The 19,899-nt window shown below is 71.5% G+C and carries 13 protein-coding genes and 4 pseudogenes; 6 read left to right on the forward strand and 11 right to left on the reverse strand.

What is annotated here, in order from left to right; all coding sequences use genetic code 11:
- Positions 1–145: 145 nt before the first annotated feature.
- The 7 genes from OIE51_RS26385 to OIE51_RS26415 form a co-directional block, all read right to left on the reverse strand.
- Positions 146–826 carry a response regulator gene (locus OIE51_RS26385; RefSeq protein ID WP_326600384.1) on the reverse strand — a complete coding sequence of 227 codons (681 nt, stop codon included), beginning with the start codon at positions 824–826 and terminating at the stop codon, positions 146–148.
- The gene (locus OIE51_RS26390) at positions 801–3,392 is read right to left on the reverse strand and encodes an ATP-binding protein (RefSeq protein ID WP_326600386.1); all 2,592 of its coding nucleotides are present in this window, start codon (positions 3,390–3,392) and stop codon (positions 801–803) included. Before OIE51_RS26390 ends, OIE51_RS26385 begins: the two co-directional genes overlap by 26 nt.
- An 85-nt stretch (positions 3,393–3,477) precedes the next feature.
- Positions 3,478–4,065, reverse strand: a complete 588-nt coding sequence (kdpC, locus tag OIE51_RS26395) for a potassium-transporting ATPase subunit KdpC (RefSeq protein ID WP_326600387.1) — start codon at positions 4,063–4,065, stop codon at positions 3,478–3,480.
- A gap of 27 nt (positions 4,066–4,092) precedes the next feature.
- Positions 4,093–6,204: a potassium-transporting ATPase subunit KdpB gene (kdpB, locus tag OIE51_RS26400; RefSeq protein WP_326600388.1), complete on the reverse strand. Its 2,112-nt coding sequence runs from the start codon at positions 6,202–6,204 to the stop codon at positions 4,093–4,095.
- Positions 6,201–7,865 (reverse strand): potassium-transporting ATPase subunit KdpA, encoded by a 1,665-nt coding sequence (kdpA, locus tag OIE51_RS26405; protein WP_326600389.1) that lies wholly within the window; start codon positions 7,863–7,865, stop codon positions 6,201–6,203. The genes kdpB and kdpA overlap by 4 nt, the downstream gene beginning before the upstream one ends.
- A gap of 8 nt (positions 7,866–7,873) precedes the next feature.
- A complete protein-coding gene (gene kdpF / locus OIE51_RS26410; RefSeq protein ID WP_326600390.1) occupies positions 7,874–7,963 on the reverse strand; it encodes a K(+)-transporting ATPase subunit F in 90 nt (29 codons plus the stop codon).
- A complete protein-coding gene (locus OIE51_RS26415) occupies positions 7,960–8,094 on the reverse strand; it encodes a hypothetical protein (RefSeq protein WP_326600391.1) in 135 nt (44 codons plus the stop codon). Before OIE51_RS26415 ends, kdpF begins: the two co-directional genes overlap by 4 nt.
- A 105-nt stretch (positions 8,095–8,199) precedes the next feature.
- Here OIE51_RS26415 and OIE51_RS26420 point away from each other — a divergent pair.
- Positions 8,200–8,460 (forward strand): annotated as a pseudogene (locus OIE51_RS26420) (diaminopimelate decarboxylase); the annotation flags it as partial.
- A gap of 121 nt (positions 8,461–8,581) precedes the next feature.
- Here the strand turns inward: OIE51_RS26420 and OIE51_RS26425 are convergent.
- Positions 8,582–9,301: pseudogene (locus OIE51_RS26425) on the reverse strand (universal stress protein); the annotation flags it as partial.
- Positions 9,302–10,199: 898 nt separating this feature from the next.
- Here OIE51_RS26425 and OIE51_RS26430 point away from each other — a divergent pair.
- Positions 10,200–10,750: pseudogene (locus OIE51_RS26430) on the forward strand (site-specific integrase).
- Positions 10,747–13,080, forward strand: a complete 2,334-nt coding sequence (locus tag OIE51_RS26435; protein ID WP_326600392.1) for a tyrosine-type recombinase/integrase — start codon at positions 10,747–10,749, stop codon at positions 13,078–13,080. Before OIE51_RS26430 ends, OIE51_RS26435 begins: the two are co-directional and overlap by 4 nt.
- Positions 13,081–13,336: 256 nt before the next feature.
- Here the strand turns inward: OIE51_RS26435 and OIE51_RS26440 are convergent, their stop codons facing one another.
- Positions 13,337–14,941, reverse strand: a complete 1,605-nt coding sequence (locus tag OIE51_RS26440) for an FAD-binding oxidoreductase (protein ID WP_326600393.1) — start codon at positions 14,939–14,941, stop codon at positions 13,337–13,339.
- A gap of 69 nt (positions 14,942–15,010) precedes the next feature.
- On the opposite strand from OIE51_RS26440, the gene OIE51_RS26445 reads away from it, so the two are divergent.
- The 3 genes and pseudogenes from OIE51_RS26445 to OIE51_RS26450 all read left to right on the forward strand — a co-directional run bounded on the left by OIE51_RS26445 (position 15,011) and on the right by OIE51_RS26450 (position 16,992).
- The gene (locus OIE51_RS26445; protein ID WP_326600394.1) at positions 15,011–15,649 is read left to right on the forward strand and encodes a TetR/AcrR family transcriptional regulator; all 639 of its coding nucleotides are present in this window, start codon (positions 15,011–15,013) and stop codon (positions 15,647–15,649) included.
- A 169-nt stretch (positions 15,650–15,818) separates the two neighbouring features.
- A pseudogene (locus tag OIE51_RS27080) lies at positions 15,819–16,151 on the forward strand (PPOX class F420-dependent oxidoreductase); the annotation flags it as partial.
- Positions 16,152–16,323: 172 nt separating this feature from the next.
- Positions 16,324–16,992: a TetR/AcrR family transcriptional regulator gene (locus tag OIE51_RS26450; protein WP_326600395.1), complete on the forward strand. Its 669-nt coding sequence runs from the start codon at positions 16,324–16,326 to the stop codon at positions 16,990–16,992.
- Positions 16,993–17,288: 296 nt separating this feature from the next.
- On the opposite strand, the gene OIE51_RS26455 is transcribed toward OIE51_RS26450, so the two are convergent.
- Positions 17,289–18,938 carry an FAD-dependent oxidoreductase gene (locus OIE51_RS26455; RefSeq protein WP_326600396.1) on the reverse strand — a complete coding sequence of 550 codons (1,650 nt, stop codon included), beginning with the start codon at positions 18,936–18,938 and terminating at the stop codon, positions 17,289–17,291.
- A gap of 59 nt (positions 18,939–18,997) precedes the next feature.
- Positions 18,998–19,897 carry an AurF N-oxygenase family protein gene (locus OIE51_RS26460; protein ID WP_326600397.1) on the reverse strand — a complete coding sequence of 300 codons (900 nt, stop codon included), beginning with the start codon at positions 19,895–19,897 and terminating at the stop codon, positions 18,998–19,000.
- Positions 19,898–19,899: the final 2 nt, after the last annotated feature.

A 19,899-nucleotide genomic window follows, 5' to 3' on the forward strand; every position in this document is an offset into this window, starting at 1 on the left:
AGGTCAGACCCCCGATCCGACCCTCCAGGTCACCGGATTACGTCGAACCCGGGCGACGGAGTCAGACCAGGGCCGACTTGGGCTTTCCCTCACGTCGGGGGGCTCGGAGGTCCCGCGTGAGCTCTGTTCGGTGTGCCGTGGCCGGTCAGCGCTCGAAGCGGTAGCCCATTCCGGGTTCGGTGATCAGGTGGCGGGGCGCGGACGGCTCGGTCTCCAGTTTGCGGCGGAGCTGGGCCATGTAGACCCGCAGGTAGTTGGTCTCGGTCCGGTACGAGGGTCCCCACACCTCCTGGAGGAGCTGGCGCTGGGTGACCAGCCGCCCGGTGTTGCGGATCAGTACCTCCAGCAGGTGCCACTCGGTCGGGGTCAGCCGGACGTCGCGGCCCGCGCGGTTGACCTTCTTGGCGGCCAGGTCGACGGTGAAGCCCTCCGTCTCCACGACCGCCTCCTCGCTGCCCGAGCCGGGCTCGGCCCGGCGTACCGCCGCCCGCAGTCTCGCCAGCAGTTCGTCCATGCCGAACGGTTTGGTGACGTAGTCGTCGGCGCCCGCGTCCAGGGCTTCGACCTTCTCGTCGGAGGTGTGCCGGGCCGACAGGACGATGATCGGCACCCGGGTCCAGCCGCGGATGCCGCGGATGACCTGGACGCCGTCCATGTCCGGCAGCCCGAGGTCGAGGATGACCACGTCGGGGTGCCGGTCGGCGGCCAGCCGCAGCGCGGAGGCGCCGTCGGCCGCGGTGTCCACCTCGTACGCGCGCGCCTTGAGGTTGATGACGAGGGCCCGCAGGATCTGCGGTTCGTCATCGACCACGAGCACCCGGTGCATGGGCCGTCCTTTCCTCCGTCGCGTCCGGCGGTACGTCCGGCCCTTGCTGTGCGCCGCCCGCCGCGGGGAGCGTGAGGACCATGGTGAGCCCGCCGCCCGGGGTGTCCTCGGCGTCGAGTGTGCCGCCCATCGCCTCGGCGAAGCCGCGCGCGACGGCGAGCCCGAGCCCGACGCCGTTCCCGCGCGGGGTGTCGCCGTATCGCTGGAACGGCTCGAAGATCCGGTTCTTGTCGCTGTCCGGAACGCCGGGGCCGCGGTCCACGACCCGCAGCTCGACCCGTTCCCCCAGCGCGCTGGCCCGCACCAGCACGGGCAGTTCGCGCGGGCTGTACTTGGCGGCGTTCTCCACGACGTTCGCGACGGCGCGCTCCAGCAGCCCAGGGTCGGCGGCGACGAACGGCAGCGACTCGGGGATGTCCAGCTCGACGCCGGCCTCCGGGACGCCGCCGAGAGCCCTGGGCACCACCTCGTCCAGGTCGATGTCCCTGATCAGGGGTTCGACCGTGCCGGTCTGGAGGCGGGAGGCGTCCAGCAGGTTCCCGACGAGCTGGTCGAGCCGGTCGGCGCCCTGCTCGATGCTCTCCAGCAGGTCGGCGCGGTCCTCCTCGGACCAGGCGACGTCGTCCGAGCGCAGCGACGAGACGCTCGCCTTGATGGCGGCCAGGGGGGTGCGCAGGTCGTGGGAGACGGCGGCGAGCAGCGCGGTGCGGATGCGGTTGCCCTCGGCCAGTTTGTGCGCGCGGCCCGCCTCGTTCTTCAGCCGCTCCCTGTCGAGGATGGCGGCGGCGTGAGCGGCGAAGGCGGTGAGCACGCGGTGGTCCTCGGCGGGCAGGACGCGTCCCGACAGGGCCAGCATCGCGTGGTCGCCGACGGGCACGTCCGCGTCGGCGTCCTCGGGGACGTTGACCGGTCTGGCGCCGGGCACCCTCGACACGCTGCGCACGCAGCTCCACGTGCGGCGCTCGGTGTCGCGCTCCAGCAGCGCGGCGGTCTCCATGCCGAACGTCTCCCTGGCGCGGGCGAGCAGCGCGTCGAGGGTGTCGTCGCCGCGCAGCACACTGTCGGCGAGCAACGTCAGGGTCTCGGACTCCGCGCGCAGCCGGGCGGCCTGCTGGGTGCGGCGCGCGGAGTGGTCCACGACGGTGGCGACGGCGACGGCGATCGCGAAGAACACCACGATCGCCACCACGTTGTCCGCGTCGGCGATGGTCCAACGGTGCAGCGGGCGCGCGAAGTAGTAGTTCAGCAGCAGCGAGCCGACCGCCGCCGAGGTCAGCCCGGGGTAGAGGCCGCCGACCAGGGCGGCCAGCACCGTCACGGAAAGGAAGAGGAGGATGTCGCTGGCGAACCCGGCGCCCGCCGCCGGAGCAGTCAGCACGGCGGCGAGCAGCGGCGGCCCGGCCACGCCGATGACCCAGCCGCTGACGGTGCGGGAGCGGCCCAGCCGGGCACCCCGCGCGGCGGGCAGGCCCCGGCCCCTGGCCACCTCGTCGTGGGTGACGATGTGCACGTCGATGTCGGAGCCGGACTCCCGCGCCACGGTGGCGCCGACGCCGGGGCCGAAGACGTACTGCCAGGACTTGCGGCGGCTGGAGCCCAGGACGATCTGGTTGGCGTTGACCCCGCGCGCGAAGTCCAGCAGCGCGTGGGGGATGTCGTCGCCGAGCACGTGGTGGAACGTTCCGCCGAGCTGTTCCACCAGGGTCCGCTGCGCCGCCAGCTCGCGCGGCGACGCGGAGGTGAGGCCGTCGGCACGGGAGATGTAGACGGCGAGGATCTCGCTGCCGGAGCTCTTGGCGGCCATGCGCGCGGCCCGGCGGATGAGGGTGCTGCCCTCGGGGCCGCCGGTGAGGCCGACGACGATGCGCTCGCGGGCGTACCAGGTGGAGCGGATGCCGTGCTCGCTGCGATACCGCCGCAGATAGGCGTCCACGCGATCCGCCGTCCACAGCAGCGCCAGCTCCCGCAGCGCGGTCAGATTCCCCGGGCGGAAGTAGTGCGACAGCGCCGCGTCCACCTTGTCCGGCGCGTAGATGTTGCCGTGCGCCATGCGGCGGCGCAGCGCCTCCGGGGCCATGTCCACCAGCTCGATCTGGTCGGCCCGGCGGACCACCTCGTCGGGCACGGTCTCCCGCTGCCGGACGCCGGTGATCGCCTCCACCACGTCGCCCAGGGACTCCAGGTGCTGGATGTTGACTGTCGATACGACGTCGATCCCCGCGTCGAGCAGCTCGTCGATGTCCTGCCAGCGCTTCTCGTTCCGCGAGCCCGGCACGTTGGTGTGGGCCAGTTCGTCCACCAGCGCGACGCTCGGCCGGCGTCGCAGCACGGCGTCGGTGTCCATCTCGGTGAAGACGCCGTCCCGGTAACGGATCTCGCGGCGCGGCACCTGCTCCAGGCCGTGCAGCAGCACCTGGGTGCGCGGCCGGTCGTGGTGCTCGACGAGCGCGACGACCAGGTCCGCGCCGCGCTCGGCCCTGCGGTGCGCCTCGGAGAGCATGGCGTAGGTCTTGCCGACACCGGGGGCCGCGCCCAGGTAGATGCGGAGTCTGCCGCGGCGAGCCATGGTTCCCATTGTCACGCTCCCGAAGTCTCCCGGCCCATCCGCCCCCGCCTCCCGTCGGCGGGGGGCGGATGGGCGCCGGTCCCGCTCAGCCCTGGACAAGCCGGCGCAGCGCGATGTTGAGCCGCAGAACGTTGGCCCGTTCGTCGCCGAGGAATCCGAGGTCCCGGCCCTCGGTGTGCTCCTCGACCAGCCGCTGGACATCGGCGCGCGGCAGGCCGTTGGCTTCGGCGACACGGGCCGCCTGGATCCCGGCGTACTCCGGGGAGATGTGCGGGTCGATCGCGGAGGCCGAGCCGGTCACGGCGTCCGGCGGCACCTCGGTCACGGGCACGCCGTTGAACGCGGCGACCTGTTCCCTCGCCTCGCGGACCGTCTCCAGCAGCGCCGGGTCGCTCGCGCCGAGCTGGCCGGAGCCGGTGGCCGTGGGGTCGTAGCCGCTGTGGGAGGGCCGGGGCTGGAACCAGTGAGGGTCGGGCCGGCCACCGGGGCCGTTCCACGTCTGACCGATGAGGTCGCTACCGGCCGCCCGGCCGTCCGCCTCCACCAGGGAGCCGTCGGCCTCGTCCTCGAAGGCGGCCTGGGCGATGCCGGTGACGGCGAGCGGGTAGATCACCCCGGTCACCACGGTGAGGACGAGGAGCGCTCGGACCGCGGCCCACAGGGGGCGGCCCATCGCACGGAGACTGAAGAACACGGCGGATCACCCGATGCCCGGTATGAGGGAGATGAACAGGTCGATGAGCTTGATGCCGGCGAAGGGGGCGATCAGGCCGCCGACGCCGAACACGGCGAGGTTGCGGCGGAGCATCCGGTCGGCGCCCATCGGCCGGTAGGCGACGCCGCGCAAAGCGAGCGGCACCAGCGCGATGATGATCAGCGCGTTGAAGACGACCGCCGACAGGATCGCGGACTCGGGGCTGGACAGTCCCATGATGTTGAGGTCGTCCAGGCTCGGGTAGGCCACCGCGAACATGGCCGGGATGATCGCGAAGTATTTCGCGATGTCGTTGGCGATGGAGAAGGTGGTCAGCGCGCCGCGCGTGATGAGCAGTTGTTTTCCGATCCGGACGATGTCGATCAGCTTGGTGGGATCGGAGTCCAGGTCCACCATGTTCCCGGCCTCCTTCGCGGCCGAGGTCCCGGTGTTCATGGCGACGCCCACGTCCGCCTGGGCCAGGGCGGGGGCGTCGTTCGTCCCGTCGCCCGTCATGGCGACCAGCCGGCCGCCCGCCTGTTCCCGCTTGATGAGGGCCATCTTGTCCTCGGGCGTGGCCTCGGCGAGGTAGTCGTCAACACCGGCCTCCTCAGCGATCGCCTTCGCCGTCCTGGCGTTGTCGCCGGTGATCATGACGGTCTTGATGCCCATCCGGCGGAGCTGCTCGAACCGTTCCCGGATGCCGTCCTTCACGACGTCCTTGAGGTGGACCGCTCCCAGCACCCGGGCGTTCCCCGCCACGCGCACCGCGACGAGCAGGGGCGTGCCGCCCTGGGCACTGATGGACCCCACGGCACCCAGGGTGACGCCGGGAACGGTGCCGCCGAGGTCGGTGACCCAGCCGGTGACGGCGGCGACCGAGCCTTTGCGGACGTGCCGTTCCGCCGTGTCCACCCCGGACATCCGGGTCTGGGCGGTGAACGGGACCCACGCCGCGTCGGGCACCTCGTCGCGGTCCCGGACCGCCTGCCCGTAGCGCCCGGTCGCCAGAGTGACGATGGAACGGCCCTCGGGCGTCTCGTCGGCCAGGGAGGAGAGCTGCGCCGCCTCCGCGAGCTCCGCCTCCGTCACCCCCGGGGCGGGCAGGAACCCGGCCGCCTGCCGGTTTCCGTAGGTGATGGTGCCGGTCTTGTCGAGCAGCAGCGTGGACACGTCGCCCGCGGCCTCGACGGCGCGGCCGGAGGTGGCGAGCACGTTGCGCTGGACGAGGCGGTCCATCCCGGCGATGCCGATGGCGGACAGCAGGGCGCCGATGGTGGTCGGGATGAGGCAGACCAACAGCGCGGTGAGGACGATCAGGGACTGTTCGGCGCCCGCGTAGACGGCGAACGGCTGGAGGCTGACCACGGCGAGCAGGAACACGATGGTCAGACTCGCGAGCAGGATGTTGAGCGCGATCTCGTTGGGCGTCCGCTGCCGGGCCGCGCCCTCGACCAGGAAGATCATGCGGTCCAGGAACGTTTCGCCCGGCTTGGTGGTGATCCGGATGACGATCCGGTCCGACAACACCCGGGTGCCGCCGGTGACCGCCGAGCGGTCGCCGCCGGACTCGCGGATGACGGGTGCGGACTCGCCGGTGATGGCGGACTCGTCGACGGAGGCGACCCCCTCGACCACATCGCCGTCGCCCGGGATCACGTCCCCTGCCTCGCAGACGACCCGGTCGCCGACGCGCAGCGCGGTGCCCGGCACCTGCTCCTCGTCGCCCCGCTCGGTCAGCCGGCGGGCGACGACGTCGGTCCTGGCCCGGCGCAGCGAGGCGGCCTGCGCCCGGCCGCGGCCCTCGGCGACGGCTTCCGCGAGATTGGCGAAGAGGACGGTCAGCCACAGCCATGCGGCGATGGTCCAGCCGAACCAGTCCCCGGGGTCCGTCACGGCGAGGACGGTGGTGAGGACGGAGCTGACCTCGACCACGAACATCACGGGTGAGGTGATCATCACCCGGGGGTGGAGCTTGCGCAGGGCTTCCGGCAGCGACTCCCAGAGCTGCCGGGGGGCGAACGCGCCGTGGTTCGTCCGGGGCGGTCTCTCCGCTTCGGCGGGGTCCTGGGGGGCGGATTCCTCTCGGGGAAGCGCCGGGGCAGGGGTGGTGGTCATACGGCGAGTCCTTCCGCGAGGGGGCCGAGGGAGAGAGCGGGGAAGAACGTCAGCCCGGCCACGATCACGGTGGTGGCGACGAGCAGCCCGCTGAAGAGGGGTTTGTGGGTGCTGAGGGTGCCGGCGGTGACCGGCACCCGCTGCCGTTCGGCGAGCGAACCGGCCAGGGCCAGCACGAAGACCATCGGCAGGAACCGGCCCAGCAGCATCGTGATGCCGAGGGTGGTGTTGAAGAACTCGGTGTTGGCGCCGAGGCCGGCGAACGCGCTGCCGTTGTTGTTGGCGGCGGACGCGTAGGCGTAGAGGACCTCGGAGAAGCCGTGCGGGCCGACGTTGGTCATCGCCTCCTCGCCGTCCGGCAACGCCATGGCCAGGGCCGTGCCGATCAGCACCAGCGCGGGCGTGACCAGGATGGCGCAGGCGGCGAGCTTGATCTCGCGCGTGTCGATCTTCTTGCCCAGGTACTCGGGGGTGCGGCCGACCATCAGACCGGCGATGAACACCGCGATCACAGCCATGATCAGCATGCCGTAGAGGCCGGAACCGACCCCGCCGGGCGCGATCTCGCCGAGCACCATGCCGGCGATCAGCACGCCGCCGGACAGGCCCTGGTAGGAGTCGTGGAAGGAGTTGACCGAGCCGGTGGAGGTCATGGTGGTGGAGACGGCGAAGAGCGAGGAGCCGCCGATGCCGAACCGCTGCTCCTTGCCCTCCGTGCCGCCGCCCGCGAGCTGCGACGCGGAGCCGGGCGCCTGGTGCTCGATGACGGTGACGGCCACGACGGCGGCCAGCCAGATCACGGCCATGGCGGCGACGATGGCGTAGCCCTGCCGCACGCTGCCGACCATCCTGCCGAAGGTGCGCGGCAGCGAGAACGGGATCACCAGCAGCAGGAAGATCTCCAGGATGTTGCTGATGCCGTCGGGGTTCTCGAAGGGGTGGGCGGAGTTGGCGTTGTAGGGGCCGCCGCCGTTGGTGCCCAGGTCCTTGATCGCCTCCTGCGACGCGATCGGGCCGCCCGTGATGTGCTGGGTGGCGCCGGTGAGGGTGTGGACGTCGGTGCCGCCCGAGAAGTTCTGGATGGCGCCGAGCGCGACCAGCACGACGGCGGCCGCCGCCGCGACGGGCAGCAGGACGCGGACGACACCGCGCACCAGGTCGGCCCAGAAGTTGCCGAGTTCGCCGGTGCGGAAGCGGGCGAAGCCGCGCACCAGCGCGATCGCGACCGCCATGCCGACGGCGGCGGACAGGAAGTTCTGCACCGCCAGACCACCGGCCTGGATCAGATGGCCCATCGCGGCTTCGCCGGAGTACGACTGCCAGTTGGTGTTCGACACGAAGGAGACGGCCGTGTTGAACGCCTGGTCGGGAGGGATCGGGTCGAAGCCGCGCGAGAGCGGGAGGCGGTCCTGCACGCGCTGGAAGGCGTAGAGGAAGACCACGCCGACCGCGGAGAGCGCGAGCACCCCGCGCAGGTAGGCCGGCCAGCGCATCTCCGCGTCCGGGTCGGCACCGATGGAGCGGTAGATCCATCTCTCCACGCGTAGATGTCTGTCGGAGGAGTACACGGCCGCCATGTAGTCGCCGAAGGGGCGGTGCACCAGCACCAGCGCCACGACCAGGGCGGATATCTGGAGCACGTCCGCTGCTGTCTCGTTCACGGGCGCGCTCAGAACTTCTCGGGAAACAGCAGGGCGACAACCAGGTAGCCGAGCAGCGCCGCGGCGACGCACAGCCCGGCGATGTTTTCCGCGGTCACAGCTTCGCCACCCCCTGGGCGACATACGCCACCAGCGCGAACTCCGCGACGGTGACCACGAGGAAGACCACATCGGCCATCGGGAACTCCTGAAGGGAAGAGCCGGTCGAACTGACCCGCTCAGGGAACATCCGCCCGAAGCCGCCGCCGCGTTTCCTGACGCCTTCCTGACACCGGACGGCGCGGCTTTGACGAACCTCATACGCCGCCGGTTGACAGGGCTCCCGCATGGGACGGCCGCGCGGCACCCGGTGACCGTGGTCGGACGGCGCTGCGAGGCCGGTGACGTGCTGGCCCCGGACGCCCCGCTTCCCGGCGACGTCCGCATGGGCGATCTGCCGGCCATCCCCGTGGCGGGCGCCTACCACCTGTCCATGGCGGCCGGTTACAACCTGATCGGCCGCCCGCCCGTCGTCGCCGGGACCGACGGCCGCGCACGGCCGCTGGTGCGGCGCGAGTCCCTGACTGACATCGAGCACCGCGACATCGGCCTGTAAGGCCGGTCATGGTCCACTGTTCCGGGGGGCGTCCGGTCAGCGGGGGGCGCCGGAAACGGCCGTGTGCGGCTTCCTCCTGGGTGACGACGTAGACGTCGATGTCCTCGCCCGAGTTCTCGATGATGCTCTCGCCGACGCCGCGTGCGAAGAATCTGTTGAGCCGGTTGTGCCGGCTGGCGCCGATGACGATCTGGGTGGCGTTGACCCGTTGGGCGAATTCCAGGACGGCCTGGGCGGGGTCGTCGCCGGTCACGGTGTGGTAGCTGCCGCGGAGGCTTTCCACCAGTGCGCCCTGGCATGCCAGCCGTTCGGGCGGGGCGGCGGCGAGTCCGTCGCCCCGTGCGACATGGAGCGCGAGGAGGTCGCCGCCGGCCGCGCGGGCGGCGATGCGTTCGCCGCGGCGGATGAGGGTGTCTCCCTCGGGGCCGCCGGACAGGGCGACCAGCACGCGTTCGCGGGTGGCCCAGGGTTCATCGATGCCGTGCTCGCTGCGGTAGCGCAGCACGGCCTCCTCGACGCGGTCGGCCGCCCACAGCCGGGCGATCTCCCGCAGGGCGGAGAGGTTGCCGACGGTGAAGTAGTGGCGCAGGGCGTCGTCGATCTTCCTGGGCGGATAGATGTCGCCGCGGGCACGACGCGGCGGCGCACAGGAACCGGCGGACACGCAAAGCCAGCACCGCGCGTCGCCCAGCACTGGGCAGATCCGCCGGAAAGCGCAGGTAGACACTGTGGACCCGCTCCGACCAGCCGTCGCGGTCAGGACACGCCGCACCCGTCGCCGTGCAACGGGCTTCGACACGTATCGACGCGCCGGCCGTCTCGACGGACACGACCGCCACACCGGCGACCGACGGAAACAGCATCTCCTGCAACTGGGACAACACCTGACTCACGGCGACCGAATGTCAGCCAGACCAGCCGATCGAGGAGCGAAATCAAGGCGACTTCCGCACCGCCCGGAACACGGTCAACGACTACAATCTGTAGCCGCCGCACGGGACTTGCGCCAGAGCCCAAACTCCTGAACAACCGCTGTCAAACTCGGGTTCTGGCTCGCTTTCCGTGACGCGGTGACTCTCTGTCATGTGAGGAGAACGCGCTTTCGAAGGAGATGGAAGTCAGCTCGGCCGAACATCTGCCGTTTCAGCATCTTAAAAGTTACGTGGAATCTGCCGGGGTGATCATGTCTCCCCGGTGCAACCACGGACTTGGGAGATGCGTTGAGCGGCACGACGGTGCTCATGGAGAAGTGGCCGGTGCTCGGCCGGCACGAGCAGGCGGCGACCTGGCTGACGGTCTGGACGGATCTCGGACGTGCACCGCGCACGATCGACGCCTACGGCCGGGGCCTGGCCGAGTACCTGCTGATGTGCGAGCGGGAGGATGTCGACCCGGTCGCCGCGAACCGTTCCCATATCGCCGTCTATGTACGGGAGTTGAGCTCGCGGCTGCACCGCCGGGGTGCGAATGTGATCTCGATCGACTCAGGTGCGGGGCTGGCGAACGCGACGATCCAGCAGCGGCTGGTGCCGGTCCGCCTGTTCTACGACTTCCTCATGGAAGAGGGACTGCGGGAATCCAACCCCGTCGGCCGGGGGCGCTACACCCCCGGCCGGCGGAACGGCGGTCAGCAGCGCGGCCTGGTGCCCCGGCTGACGAAGCTGCCGTGGATTCCCGGAGAACAGCAGTGGCTACGCGTCCTGGAGGTCGCCAAGCGCGAGCCGGTACGCAACCGCGTGATGCTCGCCCTGGCCTACGACGCTGCTCTGCGTCGCGAGGAACTGTGCTCGCTGCGGACCGACGACGTCGACCCGGCCCACCGCACGTTGCGGATACGGGCGGAATCGACGAAGAACCGGCTGGAGCGGGTGTGCCCTACTCGGCATCGACCGGGGTGCTGCTGTCGGACTATCTCGCACACCGCGCCCGGATCAGCCGGGCCCGCGGGCCGCTGTTCCTGTCGGAGTCACGGCGCAATCACGCCCAGCCGCTGAGCCTGTGGACCTGGTCAAAGGTGGTCCGCAAGCTCGCGCTGGCCTCCGGCGTCGAGCGGTTCTCCACGCATACCACCCGGCACCTGTGTCTGACCGATCTGGCCCGCATGGGCTGGGAGTTGCACGCGATTGCCTCCTTCGCCGGACACCGGCACACCGACTCCACCCTTCAGTACATCCACCTCTCCGGCCGGGACCTGGCCGACAAACTGGCCCGCGGCATGGACCACATTCACGCCTGGCGAATACAGATGCTCACCGCCCCGGCCGGTGCGACGACGGAGGTGGCGCAGTGACCGCACCGTTCCTGGCCATCACCGCCGAGGACACCGACGGGCGCTGGTCCTGGCCGATCATCCCGGACCGCTACGACACGACCGTCGCGGTCCGCCCTGCCGAGGCACAGGCCGTCCTCGATCTCGGCGTGCGCAATCTGCGCCGGCTTCAGCACCACGACCCGGCCGCACCGGGATGGCGCGTGATCGCACGGCTGCTGGGACCGCTGGAGGCGGTCAACGCCACACTCAACTCGCCGCCCACCCCGCACCGCCGACGGGCCATGCTCGACGTGATCGCCCTTCTGCTGACGCACAGCGCGCAGACCGGACGGACCTACTGGGGCTGGACTACGCAGGAATGGACCCCTCTACTCGGCCGCACCCAGGCCGAGTTCCGCCAGCACGCACGCGCCTGGACCGGGGACGAAGTCCGCCTCTACCTTGCGGCGCATGCCTACCTCCTCGGGTCCTTCAACGAGTTCCACCAGCTCGGCAGCTTCCAACGCCTCACACTGTCCTGGCGGATCTTCGGACGCGACCGCGTCACCAGCGAGATCGCCCGCATCCGCACGGTGCTTCGCACCTGGGGCTATCAACTGGGCGAGGCCGACGACACACTGCTGCCGTCGGTCACCTGCCAGCTGTTTCTGCTCAACCGCAGCCCGCACCTGGAAGACATGGACACCGCGCTGTTCGTCCGGGTCCGCCGCGACCGGCTGCTGGAGGGCGCCCGGCTGAACACCCTGCATGCTCTGCAGCGGGCGGTCGCCGAGCTTGGCTTCTGCGATCCACCACTACAGAGCGCCGGCCGTCACTCGGCGCGGGCCACCGGCGGCGCCCAGATCTGGGAGCGGTGGGCCAACCGCTGGCACGGCACCTCCACCCTCACCCCGCGCGTCCGCGGTAGCATCCGCTCCACCCTCCTGCGGGTCGGCCGGTGGATCGCCGCCGAACAGCCCAACGCCGCCGATCCCACCGACTGGACCCGGCAGACCTGCGCGACCTGGATCGCGGCACTGGACCGGATGAAGGTCGGTGACTACGTCCAGCGCACGGTCGGCCTCAAGGACCGGCTCGGCAAGCCGCTGGAGGCGCCCACCAAGGCCGGACAGATCACCGCGCTGCGGACGTTCTTTCGGGACTGCCAGGAATGGGAGTGGTTGCCCCGTCGCTTCGACCCACTACGCGCCTTGGCGATCCCGCGCAGCATCACCGCCCTCCTCGGCCCCGACCCGCGGGTGATCGCCGACGAGGTCTGGGCGAAGCTGTTGTGGGCCGGCCTCAACCTTGATCCCGCGGATCTTCCGCAGACCCGGTCCGGGCACTTCTATCCCTTCGAGCTGGTCCGCGCGGTCACTTTGACCTGGCTGTTCTCCGGTCAACGCAGCAACGAGATCGCCCGGCTGAGACTGGGTTGCATCCGCTGGCAGCACGACGGGAACTCGATCGCGGGCGACTCGCAGCAGGTGCTGGCCCGCGACGCGGTCTGCCTGCTCGACGTCCCGACCCACAAGACCGGCACCGCTTTCACCAAGCCGGTCGATCCGATCCTCGGCCAGGCCATCGACGCCTGGCAGACCGTCCGACCGGACCAGCCGAAGTTCACCGACCGCCGCACCGGCGAGCACGTCGAGCTGCTGTTCGCCGTCCGTGCCCGCCGTCTCTCCACCAGCTACATCAACAACACGATCATCCCGATGCTCTGCCGCAAGGCCGGAGTCCCGGACGCCGATGTCCGCGGGAACATCACCAGCCACCGAGCCCGGTCCACCATCGCCAGCCAGCTCTACAACGCCAAGGAGCCAATGACGCTGTTCGAGCTGCAAGCCTGGCTCGGACACCGGTCTCCGCAGTCCACGCAGTACTACGCGAAGATCACGCCGAACACTCTGTCCAGGGCATACTCCGAGGCGGGCTACTTCGAGCGGAACGTCCGCACCATCGAGGTCCTCGTCGACCGCGACGCGGTCGCCTCCGGCGCCGCTGCGACCGGCGAACCCTGGCAGCACTACGACCTCGGCCACGGCTACTGCACCTACACCTTCTTCGAGCAGTGCCAGCACCGCATGGCCTGCGCACGCTGCGACTTCTACACCCCCAAGGACTCCACGAAAGCCCAACTACTTGAAGCCAAGGGCAACTTGCAGAAGATGGCCGTCTCGATTCCACTCACCGAGGATGAGCAAGCAGCCGTCACCGACGGCCAGAGCGCGCTCGACCGCCTCCTCGACAGACTCGCCGACACCCCCACCCCGGCCGGGCCAACACCCCGACAGATCGACGTCCCAACGAACGCCACCCTCCTGCCGATCCTCACTGTCCGCCAGGGCAAAGCACAGCAAGCTTGACACACCCGAGGCATGTGATTTCTGCCTCGGTCAGTGTTCACGAGAAATGACAGCCCCCGGGGCTTGACCTTTTGGTCCGGGCGGGGCGAGGCCGGAGACGCGACTGTGAGGTGCGGGTGTCCGTGTGGGGTGGCGGTGTCCGGCGGGACATTCTTGGCTTGAGGACGCCGCCACCCGTGTCCGGCTGTCCTGTCCGAGGCCGGCGCGGGAGAGCCGTTGCGGCAGTTCCCGCCGCCTTCGCCTGATTGCTGTCTTGTCAGTCGAGCAGGACGCCGGGGTTGAGGATGTGGTGGGGGTCCAGGGCGTGCTTGGCGGCGCGCAGTGCCAGCGCGAAGGGTTCCGGGCGCTGGAGGTCGTAGCCGGGGCGGTGGTCGCGGCCGACGGCGTGGTGGTGGGTGATGGTGGCGCGGTGGCGGTGCAGGACGTCCATCGCGGCGGCTTTGATGTCGTCCCAGATCTCGGCCTCGTCGCCGGGCCGGCCGGCGAGGGCCACGGTGAAGTAGGGTGCGGCGCCGTCGGGGTAGACGTGGGTGAGGCGGCAGGTGATGGTGGCCGGGTGTCCGGTGGCCTTCGAGGCTGCGGCGCCGACCTCGGTGCGGACAGCGTCGATCAGGGCGGGAATCTTCTCCCAGGTGGCGGCGGTCTCGAAGGTTTCGACGACGGCACCCATGCGGGCCAGACCGTCGCGCAGGTAGGGCATGCGCAGGAACGCCGAGCGCCAGGCGCTGACGGCCGCGTCGGCCGGGGCGTCGCGGTCTGCCGCATGTGTCTCGCCGCGGCCGCCGTGGGCGCGGGCCAGGTCCACGGCGCTCGCGAGGCGGTCGTCGACGGGGGTGGTGGCGGACTCGAAGCCCAGGATCAGGACGGCGGAGCCGTCGTGGGAGGCGCCGGACAGCAGCGCCTCGCCGGGGTCGAGCAGGCGGCAGTTGGCCGGGGCGAGGTCGGACTGGGCGATGGCACGCACGGCGTCCAGCGCGCGGTGGAAGTCGGCGAAAACCACGGACGCGGAGGCTTTGTGGCGGGGGCGTTCCTGCAGGCGCATCCATGCCTCGGTGATGACACCGAGCGTGCCCTCGGAGCCGAGGAAGAGCCGGTCGGGAGACGGTCCGGCGCCGGATGCGGGCAGCCGCCAGGACGTGTTCGCGCCGGCGGGCGTGACCACGCGCAGGGACTGCACGAAGTCGTCGATGTGGGTGTGGACGGTGGCGTAGTGGCCGCCGGCCCGGGTGGCGAGCCAGCCGCCGAGGGTGGAGAACTCGAAGCTCTGCGGGAAGTGGCGCAGGGTCAGGCCGTGGGGTCGCAACTGGCCTTCCAGCACGGGGCCGAGCGCTCCGGCTTGGATACGGGCTGAGCGGCTGGTGGTGTCGATCTCCAGGACGCGGTCCATCGCGGTCAGGTCGAGCGACAGGACTGCGTGGTGGGTGTCGTCGCGGTACTCCACGCCGCCGACCACCGAGGAGCCGCCGCCGAAGGGGATGATGGCCACGCCGTGCTCGCCGGCCCAGTCCAGCAGGTCGGCCACGTCCTGGTCGCCGGCCGGGTGGGCGACGAGGTCGGGGATCCGGCCGGGCCGGCCGCGCAGGGCCCGGATGACGTCGCGGTAGGCCTTGCCCATGGCGTGGGCGGCGCGCGCCTGCGGGTCGGCGGTGACCAGGTGTGCCAGGGAGGGCGGGGGCGTCGCGGCGGGGCGGCCGATAGGCAGGTCGGCGATGCGGGGTATCGGCAGCGGGCGGGCCAGGGTGCCCGGCAGCAGGGCACCCATCGCGGCGCATTCGGCGTCGTCGGGGTGGGCGTCGGCGTAGCCCCAGCCCCACCAGGAGCGGGTGCGGGAGGTGCGGGGGTCGGTCGCGGTGGCAGGCATGGGTGCGCTCCAGCGGGGATCCAGGGAATTTACCCGTCAGTAAATTACCCTAGGGTAAGATCTGGTGGCATGACAATGCTCTCCTCCAAAGCCGGCACCAAGGGCGTGCCGAGGGCCGCGCGCGAACGGCAGGTTCTGGCCGCGGCCACCGAGGAGTTCGGCCGCCACGGCTACGAGGCCACCACCGTGGCCGCCATCGCCACCCGCGTCGGTGTCACCAAACCACTCGTGCACCAGTACTTCGGCAGCAAGCAGGACCTCTACCTCGCCTGTGTCAACCCGGTCGGCGACCGGCTGCTGGCCGCCATCCGCGCCGCGATGGCCGAACACGACGCCGTCGCGCCGCCCACGCCCCTGCGTGTGCTGCACGCTCTGTTCACCGCCCTCGACGGCCAGCGCGTGGCATGGTTCGTCCTCTACGACCCCACGCTGCCGCCCGACAGCGAAGCCGCCCACCGCGCGGCCTACTACCGCGACGCCATCGACGACCTCGCCGCGACCGGGACCGCCGACCTCCTGCACACCGCCGGAACCAGCGACTCCCTCGACGCCGACGCCCTCAAACACGCGTGGCGCGGCCTGTGCACCGCCCTGGTCCTCTGGTGGATCAACCACCCGGACCAGTCACCCGACGCCATGACCCGGCGCTGCGCACGTCTCTCCCGGGCCAGCCAGATCATCCTCGCCGCCGACGACGACAGTACGTGAGCCAGACCGACGCCCCACGCCCTTGCCGTCACAACTCGTGAACATCCGAGCGTCGCTCCACCCGCAAGGTGCCTCCCAGAGTCGTGCCCCAGTGCTGCCACATCTCGTGACCAAAGCCAGACGAGTCCCAGCAGCCCTTCTATGATCCGACCCCGGTTGTCTGTGACGGGTGGGAGAGTGGCCGGATGGGCATCGATCGCAAGCGCATGAACGCGCAGGACGAGCGGAGGGTGGCCCGGACGGCCGGCCGGACGTCGCGCCGGTCGGTTTCGAGTTCGACGGCACGTTCTTCTACGTCGGGGGCGTCGACCCCGCCCGCACCCGCAAGCACCGCAACGTCCAGGCCGGCCACGTCCAGGTCGCCCTCGTCATCGACGACCTCGTCTGCACCGAGCCGTGGACCCCCCGCTTCCTCCGCGTCTACCGCACCGCCGAAGTCGCCCAGCGCCTGGGCCAGTTCGGCGCCGCTCCCTACCTCAGGATCACCCCCACCATCTCCTGGAGCTGGAACCTCGACGGCCGGCCCTTCGGCGGCGGCGACGACTTCACCCCCGGCGCACCGTCCACGCGCCCGCGCCCGCGCCCGCCGACGCCGAGCCGGGCGCGGCGTAAGGTACGGCCCGCGGGCGCCCACCGCCCGCGCGCGACGACGGCGACAGTTCGGGACTCCCGCGATGACCAGGCGCGACAGGCGCGACCCCACCACCGGCGGCGCGGCGGGACCACGGCCCCGCGGCGGACTCGCGGACAAGCGCCGCGCCATCCTCGCCGGCGCCCTCACCGTCTTCGCGCGGGACGGTTACACCCGCGCCGGTGTCGACGCCATCGCCGCCGAGGCCGGCGTCTCCACCCGCACCATCTACAACCACTTCACCGACAAGGCCGAGCTGTTCCGCTCCGTCATCCAGGAGAGCGCCACCCGCGCCGCCGACGCCCAGATCGAGATCATCGACCGCCACCTGCGCAAGGTCATGGAACTGGAGGCCGACCTCGTGGCGTTCGGCCTCGACTGGGCGGCCCAGTCCACCGCGGGGCACGCCGAACACTTCTCCCTCACCCGGCAGATCAATGCCGAGCGCGGCCACATCCCGCGGTCCGCGATCGACGCCTGGCAGGAGATCGGGCCGCTCCGCGTCCGCCGCGTCCTCGCCGACCGCCTCCGCGTCCTCATCGGCCGGGGCCTGCTGCGCGACGGCGACCCGGAGCGGGCCGCCCTCCACCTCATGCGCCTGGTCTCGGTGACGAACCCGTCCTACCCCGGCGCCACCACCCCCGGCGACGACGAGATCACCGAGGCGGTCGAGGCGGGCGTCCGCGCCTTCCTCCACGGCTACCTGAGCTGACCGGCCACCCCGCCCCCGACGAACCTCCCGCGACCGGCTCCACACCAACTGCCCGAGGGCGCGGCCCCGCGCCCGCGGGCGCCGGACGCGGACACCACCGCCGACCGGGCGCGCTCCGGCGAACCGGCGGGCCACCGGCGGGCGCGCGAGCGGTCACCAGGCGGCACACCGAACGGGGCCCGCCCGCGCCCGCCCGCGCCCGGTGGAGACGGCGGAGGAGCCGCCGCGGCGCCGCGGCCACACCGGCGAACCGGCGGGCCGGCGGGCCGGCGAACCGGCGGGCCGGCGGGCCGCCGTCAGGAGCCGGCGAACCGGCGGGCCGTCGCGAGGAGTTCGGCGGTGGTGGCGAGCTTGACCCGGGGGCGGCCCGTCCGGCGGCCGTTCTCCCGTTCCGCCCGGTCGATGGCCTCCGCCCCGCGCCGGCCAACGGAATCGGGCCGGCGCCGGCGGACGAGGCGGGCGAACTCCCGTCTGCTGCCCGTCGGTTGGGGCAGTCGCCGATCGACCGCGTCGGCCAGCAGCGCGTCCACCGTCTCCTGCGCGCAGCGGCGGTTGGCGCCGATGCCTCCGGACGGGCCGCGCTTGGTCCATCCGACGACGTAGACACCGGCGACCGGCTCCCCGGTGGCGGGATCGACGACCCGGCCCCGCTCGTGCGGGACGGTGCCGGTGACATCGTCGAACGGCAGTCCCGCCACGGGCGTTCCCCGGTGGCCGATGGCGCTCAGCACCAGCTCGGTGCGGATCGTCTCCGGTGACGGGCCGCCGGCGGGGCCGCTGACCCGCAGCGCCTCCACCCTCCCATTCCCGGTCAGTTCGACGGGAGAGGTCCGGAAGCGCAGCACGATCCGGCGGCCCGGTGGTGGCGGCGCCGCCCAGTCCACGCGCTCGACCGGCACATCGCCGAGGAGCGCCGCGGTCTCGGCGTCGGCGGCGATCGCCTCGCGCACTCCCGGCCGGTCGTCGATCACGAGCCGGACGCCCGGCAGGTGCTTGAGGGCGTGCAGCTCCGGCCGGGTGTAGGCCGCGTCCGCCGGGCCGCGGCGCCCGAGCAGGACGACCTCGCGCACCGTGCTGTCGCGCAGCGCGGGCAGCGCGCGGTCGGCGATGTCGGTGCGCGCGAGGAGCGCCGGGTCGCTGACCAGGACGCGGGCCAGATCGACCGCGACATTGCCGTTCCCGATCACGACCGCGCGCTCGGCGGAGGCCAGGTCCACTCCCGCCGAGGAGACCTCGGGATGGCCGTTGTACCAGGCCACGAACGTCATGGCCGAGGCGGTGCCGGGCATGCCCTCGCCGGGGATGCCCAGCGGCCGGGGGGAGTCGGCGCCGACCGCGTACACCACCGCGTCATGGTGGGCCGCGAGCTCGGCGTGCGTGACGTCCCGGCCGATGTCGACGTTGAGGTGCATGCGCAGCCGCGGATGGCGGTGGAGCTCGGCGAAGCTGTCACCGATGCCCTTGGTGGACGGGTGGTCGGGGGCTACCCCGAAACGCACCAGGCCACCCGGCACGGGCAGCCGGTCGAGCATCGTGACCTCGGCGCCCGTCCGGCGCAGCAGGGCCTGCGCGGTGTAGTGGGCGGCCGGGCCCGTGCCGACGACCGCGATCCGCAGGTCGCCGCTCCCGGCGGGCGGCGGCAGGGGGAAGTCGGGTTCGCTCCAGCCCTGTTCCTCCCCCCGCTCCCGGGACCGCGCGGCGTAGTAGCGCTCGGCGAACTCGGCGTGCACGGCGTCCGCCGGGCCCAGGAGGTCGACGGGGACGATGGCGTCCACCGGGCAGGCGTCCGTGCAGGCGCCGCAGTCGATGCAGGTGCGCGGATCGATGTAGAGCGTCTCGGTGGTGCCGAAGTCCGGCTCCCCGGGGGCCGGGTGGATGCAGTTGACGGGGCAGACCGAGACGCACGACGCGTCGCCGCAGCACGTCTGGGTGATGGCGTAGGACATGGTGGGCGCGCCGTTCTCACTTCCGGGCTGTGGTGGGCCGCACGGTTCGGTCGGTTCGGTCAGATGAGGTTGATCCGCCGGTAGATGGACATGGCGGGCCGGGTCAGCAGGCCGACCTCGCCCAGGAACTTCACCAGGTTCGCGGCGCCGCTGCGCAGCATCGCCTTGTGGTGCTCGTTCCCCCCGGCGGCCCTCACCGCCTCGCCGACATCGAGTCCGGCCGCGGCGTAGACGTCCTCGTTGACCATGCTGGTGACGATGAAATAGGCGACGAGTGCCACGCTGACAGCGCTGGTCTGACGGCGGGCCGCGCCGGCGTCGCGCAGCCGTTCCCGCACCTCCGCGCGGGCGAACCGCATGTGCCGGGACTCCTCGACGACGTGGATGCGGCTCGTCGTCCGCACCAGCGGCAGCACGTTCTCGCCGCGCATCGCGTCGCGCTGCATCAGGTCGAGGACTTCCTCGGCCACGAGGATGGAGGCGTAGGCGACCTCCGCGACGGCCAGCGACTTGAACAGACGGCCGAGTTCGAGGATGGGCCGCTTCGGGGCATAAGCGCCGATGCCCATCTTCTCGCAGGTACGGGCGAACATGATCGAGTGGCGGCACTCGTCGGCGACCTCGGTCAGGGCGAACTGGAACTGGGCGGTCACCGGGTTCTTCCCGTACTGCTCCCGCAGCACCATCTGCTGGAGGATCATCTCGAACCAGATGCCGGTGCTCATGATCGAGCACACCTCGTGCCGGGTGAGCGTCACGCGCTGCGCCTCGGACATGCCGTCCCACAGGGCCGTCCCGTAGAGGGTGGACCACTCCGGATTGAGTCCGTGGAGGCCGGGCGCCAGCGGCGCGTCCCAGTCGACCTCCAGAGCCGGGTCGTACGAAAGCTTCGCGGCGGAGTCCAACAGCCTCCGTGAGACGTCCTCGGCGTTCCGTGTCTCCTGCGCCGTGCCGCTCATGA

Source organism: Streptomyces sp. NBC_01803 (assembly GCF_035917415.1).
In the GTDB taxonomy this organism is placed as follows: Bacteria; Actinomycetota; Actinomycetes; order Streptomycetales; family Streptomycetaceae; genus Streptomyces.

Excerpts from the sequence above, each read along its gene's own strand:
- OIE51_RS26455 (WP_326600396.1), bottom strand. The coding sequence starts at position 18,938 with ATGTCCTACGCCATCACCCAGACGTGCTGCGGCGACGCGTCGTGCGTC.
- OIE51_RS26450 (WP_326600395.1), top strand. The coding sequence starts at position 16,324 with ATGACCAGGCGCGACAGGCGCGACCCCACCACCGGCGGCGCGGCGGGA.
- OIE51_RS26460 (WP_326600397.1), bottom strand. The coding sequence starts at position 19,897 with ATGAGCGGCACGGCGCAGGAGACACGGAACGCCGAGGACGTCTCACGG.
- OIE51_RS26445 (WP_326600394.1), top strand. The coding sequence starts at position 15,011 with ATGACAATGCTCTCCTCCAAAGCCGGCACCAAGGGCGTGCCGAGGGCC.
- OIE51_RS26415 (WP_326600391.1), bottom strand. The coding sequence starts at position 8,094 with ATGTTCCCTGAGCGGGTCAGTTCGACCGGCTCTTCCCTTCAGGAGTTC.
- OIE51_RS26385 (WP_326600384.1), bottom strand. The coding sequence starts at position 826 with ATGCACCGGGTGCTCGTGGTCGATGACGAACCGCAGATCCTGCGGGCC.
- kdpC (WP_326600387.1), bottom strand. The coding sequence starts at position 4,065 with ATGGGCCGCCCCCTGTGGGCCGCGGTCCGAGCGCTCCTCGTCCTCACC.
- OIE51_RS26390 (WP_326600386.1), bottom strand. The coding sequence starts at position 3,392 with ATGGCTCGCCGCGGCAGACTCCGCATCTACCTGGGCGCGGCCCCCGGT.
- kdpB (WP_326600388.1), bottom strand. The coding sequence starts at position 6,204 with ATGACCACCACCCCTGCCCCGGCGCTTCCCCGAGAGGAATCCGCCCCC.
- OIE51_RS26440 (WP_326600393.1), bottom strand. The coding sequence starts at position 14,941 with ATGCCTGCCACCGCGACCGACCCCCGCACCTCCCGCACCCGCTCCTGG.